Origin of the sequence: Rhodococcus sp. BE178 (assembly GCF_050433545.1) — a bacterium.
Taxonomy (GTDB): domain Bacteria; phylum Actinomycetota; class Actinomycetes; order Mycobacteriales; family Mycobacteriaceae; genus Prescottella.
On the sequence record NZ_JBNPXA010000007.1, the window covers coordinates 25052 to 39047 of the forward strand.

General features: G+C 69.0%; 12 protein-coding genes and 1 tRNA gene. 6 read left to right on the forward strand and 7 right to left on the reverse strand.

Annotated features, from left to right (window positions below):
- Positions 1–90: 90 nt before the first annotated feature.
- From J2X34_RS14305 to J2X34_RS14315, 3 genes are all read left to right on the forward strand, one after another.
- Positions 91–996: a DUF3105 domain-containing protein gene (locus J2X34_RS14305; protein WP_114722190.1), complete on the forward strand. Its 906-nt coding sequence runs from the start codon at positions 91–93 to the stop codon at positions 994–996.
- Positions 997–1004: 8 nt separating this feature from the next.
- Complete coding sequence (locus tag J2X34_RS14310) at positions 1005–1724, forward strand: DUF305 domain-containing protein (protein ID WP_429517910.1); 720 nt, start codon at positions 1005–1007, stop codon at positions 1722–1724.
- Between the two features lie 163 nt (positions 1725–1887).
- Positions 1888–1960: transfer RNA gene (locus J2X34_RS14315), tRNA-Arg, on the forward strand.
- A 63-nt stretch (positions 1961–2023) separates the two neighbouring features.
- On the opposite strand, the gene J2X34_RS14320 is transcribed toward J2X34_RS14315, so the two are convergent.
- Together J2X34_RS14320 and J2X34_RS14325 are read right to left on the reverse strand one after the other, a co-directional pair.
- Entirely contained in the window at positions 2024–3304 is a 1281-nt protein-coding gene (locus tag J2X34_RS14320) for a hypothetical protein (RefSeq protein ID WP_429517912.1), read from the reverse strand.
- On the reverse strand, positions 3301–4365 hold the full coding sequence (locus tag J2X34_RS14325; RefSeq protein WP_429517914.1) for a TIGR03617 family F420-dependent LLM class oxidoreductase: 1065 nt from the start codon (positions 4363–4365) through the stop codon (positions 3301–3303). The genes J2X34_RS14320 and J2X34_RS14325 overlap by 4 nt, the downstream gene beginning before the upstream one ends.
- Before the next feature lie 90 nt (positions 4366–4455).
- Here J2X34_RS14325 and J2X34_RS14330 point away from each other — a divergent pair, with 90 nt between their 5' ends.
- From J2X34_RS14330 to J2X34_RS14340, 3 genes are read left to right on the forward strand one after another with little or no spacing between them, the layout of a single operon-like run.
- Entirely contained in the window at positions 4456–7752 is a 3297-nt protein-coding gene (locus tag J2X34_RS14330; RefSeq protein WP_429517916.1) for an arabinosyltransferase domain-containing protein, read from the forward strand.
- Positions 7753–7812: 60 nt separating this feature from the next.
- Complete coding sequence (locus tag J2X34_RS14335) at positions 7813–8148, forward strand: ArsR/SmtB family transcription factor (RefSeq protein WP_429517918.1); 336 nt, start codon at positions 7813–7815, stop codon at positions 8146–8148.
- A 16-nt stretch (positions 8149–8164) separates the two neighbouring features.
- Complete coding sequence (locus tag J2X34_RS14340) at positions 8165–8638, forward strand: SRPBCC family protein (RefSeq protein ID WP_114722195.1); 474 nt, start codon at positions 8165–8167, stop codon at positions 8636–8638.
- A gap of 26 nt (positions 8639–8664) precedes the next feature.
- On the opposite strand, the gene J2X34_RS14345 is transcribed toward J2X34_RS14340, so the two are convergent.
- From J2X34_RS14345 to J2X34_RS14365, 5 genes are all read right to left on the reverse strand, one after another.
- Complete coding sequence (locus J2X34_RS14345) at positions 8665–8919, reverse strand: helix-hairpin-helix domain-containing protein (RefSeq protein WP_429517921.1); 255 nt, start codon at positions 8917–8919, stop codon at positions 8665–8667.
- A 38-nt stretch (positions 8920–8957) separates the two neighbouring features.
- Positions 8958–10073 carry a 3'(2'),5'-bisphosphate nucleotidase CysQ gene (locus tag J2X34_RS14350; RefSeq protein ID WP_429517923.1) on the reverse strand — a complete coding sequence of 372 codons (1116 nt, stop codon included), beginning with the start codon at positions 10071–10073 and terminating at the stop codon, positions 8958–8960.
- Complete coding sequence (gene cysC / locus J2X34_RS14355) at positions 10070–11923, reverse strand: adenylyl-sulfate kinase (protein ID WP_429517925.1); 1854 nt, start codon at positions 11921–11923, stop codon at positions 10070–10072. The genes J2X34_RS14350 and cysC overlap by 4 nt, the downstream gene beginning before the upstream one ends.
- Positions 11923–12849 carry a sulfate adenylyltransferase subunit CysD gene (gene cysD / locus J2X34_RS14360; protein WP_429517927.1) on the reverse strand — a complete coding sequence of 309 codons (927 nt, stop codon included), beginning with the start codon at positions 12847–12849 and terminating at the stop codon, positions 11923–11925. The genes cysC and cysD overlap by 1 nt, the downstream gene beginning before the upstream one ends.
- Before the next feature lie 176 nt (positions 12850–13025).
- Positions 13026–13961: an IclR family transcriptional regulator gene (locus J2X34_RS14365; RefSeq protein ID WP_114722200.1), complete on the reverse strand. Its 936-nt coding sequence runs from the start codon at positions 13959–13961 to the stop codon at positions 13026–13028.
- Between the last annotated feature and the right edge of the window lie 35 nt (positions 13962–13996).

Consider the following 13996-nt stretch of genomic DNA (forward strand, 5'->3'; position numbering starts at 1 on the left):
AACGTACAGTGGTGAAGCCTGAGGGGGATCGGGGAGGCTACATACTCCTCGGAGATGCCCTATGTCCAATCACCGAAAGAGCACTCATCGATGCCCAGCGGTTCGGAAAGTCGCGGTCCCGGAAATAACAACACCCGGGCCAAGTCAGCCAAGGCAATCAAGGCAGCGAAGAACAAGGGCGGGGTGCCTGCCGCCAAGCGCGGCGGGGGCACGGCGCGCCAGATTCCGTGGCTGACCATCGGCGCGGTCATCGCCGTCGTCGCCCTGATCGGCGTCCTCGCGATCAACATCTTCCCGAAGTACCAGGATCAGCAGGCGGTGGCGAAGTTCACCCCGTCCGAGTCCAATCAGGATCCGTCGACAGCGATCGACGGCGTCGTCACGGTCGACTACCCGGCCGGCGTGCACGTCGACGCGACCCAGCGGGTCGCGTACGACCAGACCCCGCCGTTCGGCGGACCGCACGATTCCGTGTGGGCCACATGCATGGGCACCGTGTACGCCGATCCGATCCGCACCGAGAACGCCGTCCACTCGCTCGAACACGGCGCGATCTGGATCGCGTACAACCCCGACAAGATCGACGACGCGCAGCGCAAGCAGCTCGAGGAGCGTGCAAGCTCCCGTGACGGCTACATGCTGATGTCTCCGTACCCGGGCATGGACTCCCCGATCTCGCTGCAGTCGTGGGGACACCAGCTCGAGGTCGACACCGCCGATGACGAGCGCATCGACCAGTTCATCGCCGCCCTGCGCCTCAACCGGTACGCCTACCCCGAGGTCGGCGCGAGCTGCTCGACGATCCCCGGCTCGTTCGATCCCGCCAACCCGCCTCCGTTCGACGCGGCCGCGCCGGGACCGGACGCGGTCCCGATGGACGGCGGCGGCATCACGCCGGACGCGAGTGAGACCGGCGGCGGCGCCGGTCTGCCCAATGGCATGCAGATTCCGACCGAACTCCAGCAGCCGGCGCCCGCGACCGGCGGAAACGGCTGACCGACCCGATGACCGACAACCAGAACCAGGCCGAGGCCGGTCCCGCTCCGTCCAGCCGCAGTCAACGAACGGCGCTCACCGTGATCGGGCTGATCGGTGTCCTGGCCATCGGATTCGCGCTCGGGATCTTCGTGAAGCTGCCGCTGAACGACGACACCACCACAGTCCCGAAATCTGATTCCGTCGACGTCGGGTTCGCGCAGGACATGACGGTCCATCACAACCAGGCCATCGACATGGCCACGATCGCGCTGACGAAGTCGGGCGATCAGGCGGTGAAGAACCTCGCGTACGACATCCTGACGACCCAGCAGAACCAGGTCGGCCAGATGCAAGGCTGGCTGGCCCTGTGGGATCAGGCGCCACTGCCCAGCGGCGGGTACATGACCTGGATGACCGAGGGCGAGGGCCACGGTCATTCGGACCACGCAGCGGCATCGACGGCGGAGCCGGCGCAGGACTCCAGCTCGATGCCGGGTATGGCGAGCCCCGAGGAGATGTCGGCGCTGGGACAGTCGTCGGGGCCGGCGCTCGACGTGATGTTCCTTCAGCTCATGCTGCGGCACCATCAGGGTGGGCTCCCGATGATGCAGTACGCCGAGCAGTACGCGGACGTTCCGGTGGTTCGTAACCTCGCGAAGACGATGGTCGCGACGCAGCAGGGCGAGTCGACGCTCATCACGGGCATGCTCGCGGAGCGGAACGCCGCCCCGCTACCGATGAACTAGTCGGTACGCCTGTGGACCGGGCGGCGCATCCTCGAACGGGTGTGCCGCCCGGTCTCGTTTCCGCGCCGACCGGCCGAGAAACACCGATCTACCAGGCGATGTGGATGATCGCCGACAATGCGCTACGCTAACTCCGCCCACTGGCACACCGGATTTCCGGTGCGCCCCCGTAGCTCAGGGGATAGAGCGTTCGCCTCCGGAGCGAAAGGCCGCAGGTTCGAATCCTGCCGGGGGCACCGAGAAGGCCCCACTCTTTCGAGAGTGGGGCCTTCGGCCGTTTCCGGGCATGGTCCGTGACGTCAGTAGGCCCCCCGGGCTCCCGATCGCAGATCGAGTCCCCACGCGCCCACACCGCACAACACGATCGCTGCGAGGGCAACCGCGGCGGCGGGCGCCGAGACCGACACCTGCGGTTCGAAGACCGACGACGACGCGTAGTCGGCGTACCGTTCGGTGATCGTCCAGGCCGCTGCCGCGATGCCCGGGATCCCGACGGTGAACGGTAGCGAGAGTCCGACCGTGGACGCAGGCGCAGCTGTGGGCAGGCAGGTACCGACCACGTACCCCGCTGCGGCGGGCAGCACGAACATGGAGGCGATCGAGCGGAGATCCCACTCGGGTGCCACCAGGGACGCCGCAGCCACCGCCGCCAGGAGCGCGAACCCGGCCACCGGAACCGGCCACCGGAGCCCCGTCGCGACTCCGGCGACGATCAGCGCGGCCGGAATCGCGAGGGCCCACCAGTCGGTGCTCGACCACGGCATTCCCCCTGTTGCCGCGGCGAGTACCGCGGCACCGGCGAACACCACCTGCCCGTCACGCCCGGGCAACTGCCACGCGATCCAGGCAACCAGCGCCACCGTCACACCGACGTACGGATACCACCACTCGGGACGCGCCCCCGACTCGATCAGGATCCAGTTGGCCGCGAAGGCCGCGACGGGCAGTGCGGCGGCGACCGCGAGCCACCGGGTGTCGACCCGCGCAGTCCACGAAACTCTCCGATCGACGAGAGCCGTCAGGACGACCAGGACCGCGGCTACGACGGCGGGCCACAGGCCCACCACGCCCGACTGCTCCACGGACTCGCGCGACGTCAGCGGGGCATAGCCGATCCAACCCGAGTCCGCACTACCGAACCGACGCAGGTCGACGACGGACCCCGACAGCAGGAAGGCACCGATGGCACCCCCGGCGAGCGCGGCCTGGACGTTCCGATCGCGGGCGGCGAGAGGTGAGATCGCACCCAGAACCATGCCTGCGGCAACGGAATTCGAGTACAGGAGCACCGCCGGATCGTCGGGATACGACAGCACCTCCGGCAAGGCGAGCAGCAGCAGCCCGGCCACGGCAGCGGCCGTCACCAGCGTCACCGAGCGCCGCCGGGTCAATGCAACCGTCACCAGCACGGCCACGACGGCGGCACACGCGACACCCGCCCCGTTCGCGGAGAGGGCGTCGGGCAGCCCGCTCCCGCCCCTGACGTAGTCGTCGGGCATCGGCGACCACAGCACCCGACCGGCGAGCACACCGCACAGCAGTGCGGCGAGCACGGGCACGATCCGAGCGACACGACTCATCCCACTCCCCTCCACAACTCTCCAGCTTCCGGGCCCTGCATGGCCTGCAACTCGGCCACCACGTCGGCCATCCGCCGATCCTGGTCGGGGTTCTCGGGCAGCGCCAGCGTGACACCCTGCGCGACGCCGTCCAGACGCCGACTGATCGCGTCGGCGAGCGTGTCGTAGCGCGCGGTAGGCACGATCGTGCCGAGGACGTCGTCGGTGACGATGTCGCGCAACCGATCCCAGTCCTCGCAACGGACCAGGTCGGACAACCGCCCCTGGAGGTCGGGGAAGCCGTGACGCTCGAGCGCACCGCGGTAGGCCGGCGTCAAGTACAGGAACGCGAACAGGCGGCGGCGACGTTCGCGTTCCTCGGCGACGTCCGCGTCGGTCGCGCCGGTGATCACCTGCAGTCCGGCAACGACATCGAAGCCGTCGAGGCAGCGACCTACCGTCGACGCACCTTCGGTCAGCGCCGGCACGCATTCGTCGACGAGGTAGCGCGGATCGGAGTTGGTGGGGTGGGTGACGAGGCCGTCCGCGCACTCTCCTGCGACGCGGCACATGAGCGGTCCCACGCCGCCCAGGTAGATCGGGGGCATCGGGGTTGCCGAATCGGGGCCCGGGTTGAAGTACGGCTGCATCCGCGTGAAGCGGTACCTGTCCCCCTCGTACGCAACGAGTTCTCCGGTGCGGAACGTCGCGAACGCGGCCCGCACGACGCCGACGTATTCACGCATCGCCGCCGCGGGCGCGCTCCACGGCATTGCGTACCGCTCTTCGATGTTCTGCCGGATCTGGCTGCCGAGACCGAGATGGAACCGTCCGCCGGACAGCTTCGACAGGTCCCATGCGGTGTAGGCGGTCACGAGCGGGCTGCGCACGAACGCGAGCGCCACCGAGGTCCGCACCGTGATCCGTTCGGTGGCCTGCAGCGCGAGCAACGCGAGCAGGAACGGGTCGTGCACGGTCTCCGAGACGTGGAGGCCGTCGTAGCCGGCGGCCTCCACGCGTCGGGCGAACTCGGCCACCTTCGACAGATCGATGGCGGGATCGGTTCCGGTGTAGACCTTCATCCGTCAGTTCTACCCGGCGAATTGCCGGATTTCGCAGTGACGCGGTGCGTATGGCCGCGGTTCGTGTGATTGCGGTTACCATCGCTTCTCGTGGTCGACAGCATGGTGGGGGCGGAGCATGCATCCGCGAGCGGGCAGGCACGAGCAGACGATCGGGCGGCGTCGAGGTGGGGGCTTCGACGTGCGCGACTGATCGCGATCGTCGCGGCAATCGTCGGCATCGTGTCGGCGCTGGTCATACCTTTACTGCCGGTGCATCAGGAGCAGGCGACGCTGTCGTGGCCGCAGAACGGCGTCACGACCAGCGTCGAGGCGCCCCTCGTGTCGTATGCGCCCTTCACCTTCGACGCCCGCATCCCGTGCGCGACGGCCGCGGGCCTCGACGACGGAGGCCTTCTGGTCTCGACGATTCCCGCCGGTGCGCCGGGAACAGAGCAGTACGGCCTCATCGCCAAGACCGTGGCGGCGTCGGAGTCCACACCCGCCCGCCTGGAGGTGATCCTCCGCGACAGGTCGCTGATCTCGACTCCGCTGTCGGAACTGCGCGGCGTCGACTGCGCGATCGTCATCTCGTCCGATTCGAACCGGACGACGGCGTCGATCACGGGCCCCGGCGGGGAGTTGACGACGAAGACTGTCGAGGGCGACGTCCGCCCCCAGATGGTCGGCGTGTTCAGCGATCTCGACGGTTCGGCACCGGCCGGGTTGCAGGTGACCGCGGAACTCGACACCCGGTTCTCCACGACGCCCACGCTGATCAAGATCGTCGCGATGATCGTCGCGGTGCTGGCGACGTTGCTGGCCCTGCTCGCGCTGCATCGACTCGATCTGACGGACGGCCGCCGGGCGCGCCGTTTCCTGCCCGCCCGGTGGTGGCGTTTCGGGGTCGTGGACGTGGTCGTCATCGGAACGCTGCTGCTGTGGCACTTCATCGGCGCGACCACTGCCGACGACGGCTACCAGTACACGATGGCGCGCTCGGCGCAGTCGTCCGGCTACATGTCCAACTACTTCCGCTACTTCGGTGTCCCGGAGACCCCGTTCGGCACCCCGTACTACTACATCTTCGGACTGCTCGACGACATCTGGAACGCGAGTCCGTGGGTGCGCCTGCCGGCGCTGCTCGCGGGCATCGTGACGTGGATGGTGCTCAGTCGCGAGGTGGTGCCGCGGCTCGGTGCCGCGGCGCGCACGAGTCGCCTCGCGCTCTGGACGGGCGCGTTGGGCTTCCTCGCGGTGTGGTTGCCGTACAACAACGGCCTGCGTCCGGAACCGATCGTCGCGGCCGGTGTGCTGCTCACCTGGTGCTCGGTGGAGCGGGCGATCGCGACCCGGCGCCTGCTGCCGGCGGCGGTCGCGATCCTCGTCGCCGCCGCGACGCTCTCGGTCGGGCCCTCCGGAATCATCTGTTTCGCTGCACTGCTCGCCGGACTGCGGCCGCTCCTGCGGATCGTGATCGCACGCGCGAAGACCGTCGGTTTTGCGGCGCTGTTGTTGCCGCTCGTGGCCGCCGGCACCGCCATACTCGTCGCGATCTTCGCCGACCAGACGCTCGCGGTCGTCCCGGCGATGCAGGACGCCCACGACGCCGGCGGCCCGAGCGAGAAGTGGTTCAGCGAGAACCTGAGGTACCAGTGGTTGCTCAACGACACCGCCGACGGCTCGCTCTCGCGGAGGTTCGGCATCTTCGTGATGTTCCTGGGGCTCGCGGTCTCCGTCCTCGCGATGTTGCGCAAGGGAGGACGCATCCCCGGCACCTCGGCCGGTCCGTCCCGCCGCATCATCGGGGTCACGTTCGGCGCTGTCGCGCTGATGATGTTCACGCCCACCAAGTGGACGCACCACCTCGGCGTCTTCGCCGGCCTGGCGGGTGCCCTCGCTGTGCTCACCGCAGTCGCCGTCAGCACGGCGGTGCTGCGCTCGCCCCGTAACCGTGCTCTGTTCGCAGCCGGGATCCTGTTCCTCCTGGCGTTCACGTTCATCGGGACGAACAACTACTGGTACGTGTCGGCGTGGGGTGTGATGTGGTGGGACAAGCCGCCGTCGCTCGCCGGCACCGGAGCTGCGACCGTGCTGTTCGGTGGGGCGATCGTGATGGTCGCGGTTGCCGCGTGGTGTCACGTCCGCGATTCCCGTGTACCCGAACCTGGTTCCCGCACCCGGTGGTTGTGGGCGCTGCCCCCGCTGACGATCGCCGCCGCCGCGATGGTGCTGTTCGAGGTGCTCTCGCTCGCGAAGAGCACGGTGAGCCAGTACCCCGCGTACTCGGTCGGCAGATCGAACTTCGACGCGCTGCGTGGCCAGAACTGCGGGCTCGCGAACGACGTGCTGCTCGAAACCGATCCGAATGCGTCCATGCTGCAACCGCTCTCGGGCGACGCGGCGACCGCGCTCGCCGGCACCGAATCCACCGGGTTCGGGCCCAACGGCGTCGCGTCTGATCTCAGCGCCGACGCGGAGACCGCGGCATCGGGCACCGCAAACATGGTCAACCCCGACACGACGACCACGACGACGGACACCGCGGCCGGAACGGGCGGCGGCGAGGGATCGGTGGGCGTCAACGGCAGCTCAGTCGCGCTGCCGTACGGGCTCGACCCCGCCACCACGCCCGTGCTCGGCAGCTACCGCACCAGCGAGCAGACCCCGGCGTCACTGGTCAGCGGCTGGTACGGTCTGCCGGCCGTGGGCGACGACGGCACCCGCGGCGACATCGTCTCGATTGCGGTCGCCGGGCGGATCCGCTCGATGGACCGCGACGGCATCGTCACGTACGGCCAGGACCTCGAGCTCGAGTACGGCGTCCGCCGACCCGACGGTTCGGTGGACGTCCTGGGCCGGGCGCTGCCCTTCGACATCGGGCCCGAGCCGTCGTGGCGGAACGTGCGGGTTCCCCTGGACCAGTTGCCCGCCGAGGCCGACGCGGTTCGTCTCGTCGCCTCCGACGAGGACCGCGATCCCGATCAATGGCTCGCGGTCACTCCTCCGCGAGTTCCGCAGACGCGAACCCTCCAGGACGTCGTCGGGTCCGACACCCCGGTGCTCGCGGACTGGGCCGTGGGGCTCCAGTTCCCGTGCCAGCAGCCGTTCTCGCATCTGAACGGTGTCGCGGAGGTGCCCGGGTACCGGATCCTTCCCGATCGCCCGGGTGCGGTCTCGACGAACCGGTGGGAGGACCATTTCGGTGGTGGCCCGCTGGGCTGGACCGACCAACTGTTGACCGCCGAGACGATCCCTTCGTATCTCGATCACGACTGGCGTCGGGACTGGGGACAGATCGAACAGTTCACGCCGCGCAACGAGTCCGCGGTGCCGGCCGAACTGACGACGGTGACGGAACGGCGGTCGGGGCTGTGGAACCCGGGTCCGATGACCCTGCGTTTCTGACGGCCCGCGAATTGACGTCGATCCCTTGACTTGGGGCGGCGAGCGAGAATACTTAAGTGGGTGCTTAAGTATTCCGCGCCGCTCGACGGGGTGTTCCACGCACTGTCGGATCCGAGTCGGCGCGGAATGGTCGAGCGACTCAGCCGCGGCTCGGCCTCGGTCAGCGAGCTCGCGGCGCCGTTCGACATGTCACTGCCCGCCGTGGTGCAGCACCTCCGGGTGCTGGAGGCGTCCGGACTCGTCCGGTCCGAGAAGATCGGCCGAACCCGCACGTACCAGCTGATCCCGGGCGCTCTCGACCGCGCCGGACAGTGGATCGCCCAGCGGCGCACCACCAGGGAGCGTCGACTCGACCGACTCGGCGAGTACCTCACCGAGACCGACGAAGCACGCTGATTCGTAAGGAGCAGCCATGAGCACCCGATCGGTCACCCATTCCACATTCGTCATCGAACGCACCTACGACGCCGGCCCGGAACAGGTCTTCCACGCGTTCGCCGACCCCGACACCAAGGCCCGCTGGTTCACCGCCCCCGACGAATGGGTGTCGGGCGAGAACACGATGGACTTCCGTGTCGGCGGTCGCGAGACCACCGCGGGCGGGCCGAAAGACGGCCCGGTGCATTCGTTCTCGTCCATCTACCAGGACATCGTGCCGAACGAGCGAATCGTCTACACGTACGACATGCACATGGACGACGTCCGGACCTCCGTGTCGCTGGCGACGATCGAGTTGTTCCCGTCCGGGGCCGGCACTCGGCTGATGATGACCGAGCACGGCGCGTTCCTCGACGGCTACGACGACGCCGGGTCCCGCGAGGAAGGCACAAATCTTCTACTCGACGCGCTCGGGGCCGCCCTGGCGGCCGAGTCCGCATCGGCGTAATCGTCGATCCCGACGACGGAGGCCGGTTACGGAGCCCCGAACTCCGGTCGATCCCGGTGTGCCCGCTCGAGGACCGCAGCGATCGCCGCGCGGGCTTGCGGGCTGTTGCGCCAGCAAGTCGACCCGGTGACGGCAGCCCCCGCGTCGAGGATGTCGTCGGCGTGGACGGATCGCAATGCGTCGAAGCTGTCGTGGCCCATGTCTTCGAGCCGTCGCACCACGGTGGGCCCGACACCCTTCAGAGCCAACAGGGCCGACCGTTCGCTGTCATCGAATGCCACGGGGGTGACACTACCGGCAGGTCTGAACGCCTAGCTAGCTAGCGTTGCGGTTCGATGATCGCCGTGATCGAGTCGATCTCGGCGCTCGGGATCGCGAAGTGTTCGGTGATCGCGACGGTGAGGGTGTCGCGTCCGAAGCTCATGTCGAGCAGGAAGCGGGCCACCACGTCGGTGCCCCACTCCCGGAACTCGAGGTCCCGGACGGCGCTGATCGGCCGGTACTGCGCTCCGTTCTCGAGCATGGCGCGAATCTCGTCGCCGGAATCGCCTGTGCGCTGGCCGTTCTCGTAGCGGTGACAGTGCCGGGCGAGCCGGACCTTGCTGGTGTCGTGGGTGACGAGGGAGTCGATGCATTCGCGCGCCATCGCCACCCGCGGGGTGTCGGTGGGACCGCCGGTCTCCTCGGCGATCCCGGCGAGCAGCGGGACCGCGAGGTCGCGGCGGCAGATGAGCAGGTCGGGCAGGTACGGATGGGGTTCGTTGTAGCGCAGGGGCGTCCCGTCGATCCGGGAACAGTGCAGTCCGGCGGCCAGAGCGACGCCCACCGGTGCCGCCGAGTCCCATTCCCATTGCCCACCGGCGTGCACGTACGCGTCGGCCTCACCGCGCAGCACCGCCATCGCCTTCGCCCCCGCCGACCCCATCGGGGCGACGTCGGCGCCGACCCGCCGGGCCAGCGCGTCGACGAACTGCGGTGGCCGGCTGTCGCTCACCAGGATTCGTGGCCGAGCACGGTCGGTGGCGACGGCGTGGACCGCACCGCTGACGTACACCTCGCGGCGCGCGGGTTGTGCGACGGCGGCGGCGGTGATGCCGAGTCCCCGCTCCCACAGCGCGACGTGGACGGCCCAGTCGGTGCGGCCCACGAGGCCGTACTCCCGGGAGCCGTCGAGCGGGTCGATGATCCAGACCCGCGAACTGTCCAGGCGCGCAGGATCGTCCGCGGACTCCTCGGACAGCACGGCGTCGCCGGGCCGGGCGGCGGCCAGCCCGTCCAGCAACAGGACGTTGGCCGCCTTGTCGCCGCGTCGGCCCAGTTCCTTCGCGGCCGCCCGGTCGAGCGGGGTCTCCCCCAGCTCGCGGGCGCGGATCTCCAGTAGCAGGTCGCCCGCGCGAGCGGCGAGGTCGGCGGCGAGTTCGGCGTCGGTGCTCACAGGTGCAGATACTCCATGATCTTCGCGGCCTGCGCGACCGGGTCGCCGTCCTCGGGCCGCAGCACCAGTTCGGCGTCCTCGGGCGCCTCGTACGGGTCGTCGACGCCGGTGAAGCCGGTGATCTCCCCCGCCCGCGCCTTGGCGTACATGCCCTTCGGGTCGCGCGCCTCGCACTGTTCGATCGGGGTGTCGACGAACACCTCGACGAACGGCAGCCCGGCCTCCTCGTGCAGGCGGCGCACCCGGTCCCGGTCCGCGCGGTACGGACTGATGAGCGATGCGATCGCGACGGTGCCGCCGTCCGCGAGCAGCTGCGAGACCGCACCCACCCGACGGGCGTTCTCGGCGCGGTCCGCGGCAGTGAAACCGAGGTCGGCGTTGAGTCCGTGCCGGAGATTGTCGCCGTCGAGCCGGTAGGCCGGCACCCCGGCCGCGACCAGGCGGCGTTCGAGTTCGACGGCCACGGTGGACTTGCCGGACGCCGACAACCCGGTGAGCCACACGGTCATCCCGCGCGTGGCCCGCTCCTCCCGGGACACCGCGGCCGAGTGCCACACCACCTTCGATTCCTTGAGCGTCGGGCCGGTGATCATGCCGGCCGCGACGGTGTTGCCGGTCGAGTCGTCGACGAGGATGAAGCTGCCCGTGACCCGGTTGCGGCGGTACGGGTCGAACAGCAGCGGCTGCTGGGTGCGCAGCTGGATGCGTCCGATCTCGTTGAGCGTCAACGACTGCGCGGTCTCGTCGCGGTGCAGGGTGTTGACGTCGAGGCGGTAGTCGAGCCGGACGACCTGGCCCCTGGTGGCGCGCGTGGTGTGCAGCACGGTGTACCGGGCGTCCTCGCTGAGGGCCGACTGCTCGGTGAGCCAGCAGACCATCGCGTCCAGCTCCTGACCGACGAGCGGGCGGTTGTTGGGCCGGCACAGGGTGTCGCCGCGGCTCACGTCCAGGTCGTCGGCCAGCTGCACGCACACCGCGGACGGCGCGAACGCCTCCTTCACCGGCTCGCCGCCGGGCCCCCAGATCGCGGCGATCGTCGACGTGAATCCCGACGGCAGGGCGACCACCTCGTCGCCGGGTTTGAACACACCGCTGGCCACGGTTCCGGCGTAGCCGCGGAAGTCGTGCAGGTCGGCGTCGGTCTGCTGCTGCGGCCGGATCACGTACTGCACGGGCAGGCGCGCGTCGATGAGGTTGCGATCGGACGCGATGTGCACGTCCTCGAGATGGTGCAGCAGCGACGAACCCTCGTACCACGGCATGTTCTCGGTGCGGGTGACGATGTTGTCGCCCTTGAGTGCAGACACCGGGATGAACGTCAGGTCGTGCACGTCGAGTTTGGTTGCGAACTGGCCGAACTCGTCCTTGATCTCCTCGAATCGCTCCTGCGACCACTCGACGAGGTCCATCTTGTTCACACACAACACGAGGTGCGGGATCCCGAGGAGCGTCGACAGGAACGCGTGCCGCCGGGTCTGCTCGAGCACACCCTTGCGGGCGTCGACGAGGATCAGCGCGAGGTCCGCGGTCGAGGCGCCGGTGACCATGTTGCGCGTGTACTGCTCGTGACCGGGGGTGTCGGCGATGATGAACTTGCGCTGTGGGGTGGCGAAGTAGCGGTGCGCGACGTCGATCGTGATGCCCTGCTCGCGCTCGGCCCGAAGTCCGTCGGTGAGCAGAGCGAGATCGGTGTACTCGGTGCCCCGCTCGCGACTGCTGCGTTCGACCGCCTCGAGTTGGTCCTCGAAGATCGACTTCGAGTCGTACAGCAGGCGTCCGATCAGGGTGGACTTGCCGTCGTCGACGCTGCCCGCGGTCGCGACGCGGAGGAGTTGCTGGGTGTGCACCATCAGAAGTACCCCTCCTTCTTGCGGTCTTCCATCCCGGCCTCGGAGATCCGGTCGTCGGCGCGGGTGGCGCCGCGCTCGGTGATGCGGCTCGCGGCCACCTCGGTCACGACCTCGGCCGCGGTGACGGCCGACGACTCGACGCAGCCGGTGCACGTCGCATCGCCGACGGTGCGGAACCGGACGAGTTCGTCACGGGACTCCTCCCCCGGTAACAGGGACAGGAACCGCGTGTGCGCCAGCAGCATTCCGTCGCGCTCGACGACGGGTCGGCGGTGGGCGTAGTAGATCGACGGCAGCTCGATCTCCTCCGCGGCGATGTACTGCCAGATGTCGAGTTCGGTCCAGTTCGACAGCGGGAACACCCGGATGTGCTCGCCGCGGCGGTGTCGCCCGTTGTAGAGGCTCCACACTTCCGGGCGTTGCGCCTTGGGATCCCACTGGCCGAACTCGTCCCGGAAGCTGAACACCCGTTCCTTGGCGCGGGCCTTCTCCTCGTCGCGCCGGGCGCCGCCGAAGACCGCGTCGAAACGGTTGTCGCGGATGCCGCGGAGCAGGGTGTGCGTCTGCAGCCGGTTGCGGCTGGCCCGCGGGCCCGTCTCCTCCACCACGTGCCCGGCGGCGATGTCGTGCTCCACACTCGCCACGACCAGCCGCAGCCCCAGGCGGTCGACGGTCCGGTCCCGGAACTCGATGACCTCGTCGAAGTTGTGCCCGGTGTCGACGTGCATCACGGCGAACGGCAACGGCGCGGGCCAGAAGGCCTTCGCCGCGACGTGCAGCATGACCACCGAGTCCTTGCCGCCGGAGAACAGCAGCACGGGACGCTCGAACGTCGCGGCGACCTCACGGAAGATGTGGACCGCCTCGGCCTCGAGCGCCTGCAGGTGGGACAGCTCGTAGGTGGACGGGGACGCCAGGGGTGTCACGCGCGGCTCCTCGACGGATCAATCGGTACAGTTTTGTACCGGGTCGGTTCGCATACTGACTCTGAGCCGAGAATAGAACCGGTTCCACCGGGCGGTCAATGGCTCGCGATCACCCCGCGCCGTGGCCGAATGTCACATCGGTTCAGTCAGACCGAACGCATGTGACATTCGGCCGGTCAGGGGCGGACGGGACACCGACCGCCGACCTCCGCAGTCACGGCATCCGCGGCCGCCACGAGCGCCGCACCACGCCGTGCGATCTCCGCGCCACTGATCGCCCCACCCACGTCGAGCGTCAGCACGAGCGCCTGGTGGCCGTCCGCGTCGTAGACCGGCGCGGCGATCAGGCTCACCGGATACTCGACGTCGACCTCGGTCTCGCTGTGCAGATAGACACGCTCACCGAGGCTCGACACCATCTCGCCGATCAGCTCGCGAAGCTCCGTCGGTAGATCCCGACCGGCGACGCCCGCCATGAGCGAGAAGAGCTTGCGCCCGACCGGGGTGAGCCGCTCGACGAGGTAGCCGACCCGGCGGCAGTCGTCGACGACCCGCTGCAGGAGGTCACGGTCGAGGACGACCGGCAGCGCCGGCTCCCGCCGCAACCAGGCCTCGAGATCGTCGTCGCCGTCCCAGATCACGTACATGAGTCCGACCGGCGGGGCGAACGGATACGCCTGCCCCACCCGGGCCGCCGTGCGCCCCAGGGTGACCCCCGGTGGGTTGACGGTCTCGAGAATCATGACCTGGTCACCCACCACCGCAGACGCCGTACACACCGCACCGAACTCGGCGGCGATCTTGTCGAGTTGGGCACGCGCGATCGGCCCGATGGCGAATCCGCGCTGCGCGGCGCGTCCAGCGGCGATGAGCGCAGGACCGAGCCCGTACGTCTTCGACGCCAGATCACGGGTGAGGTATCCGCCGGACACCAATTCGGAGAGGATGCCGAGGCAGGTCGGCTTGCTGATCGCCAGCGTGCGCGCGAGTTCGGACAGCCCGAATCGCTGCTCCTCCCGAGCGACGAGGAAGTCGAGGATCTGGACGACCCGCGCCGTCGGCGGAGAACGGCGTCCACCGGACTCGGCGGGCTCGGCGACCCCTGCAGTCATTGACCACTCCTTGAAACACGTTCTATCGTCTGACG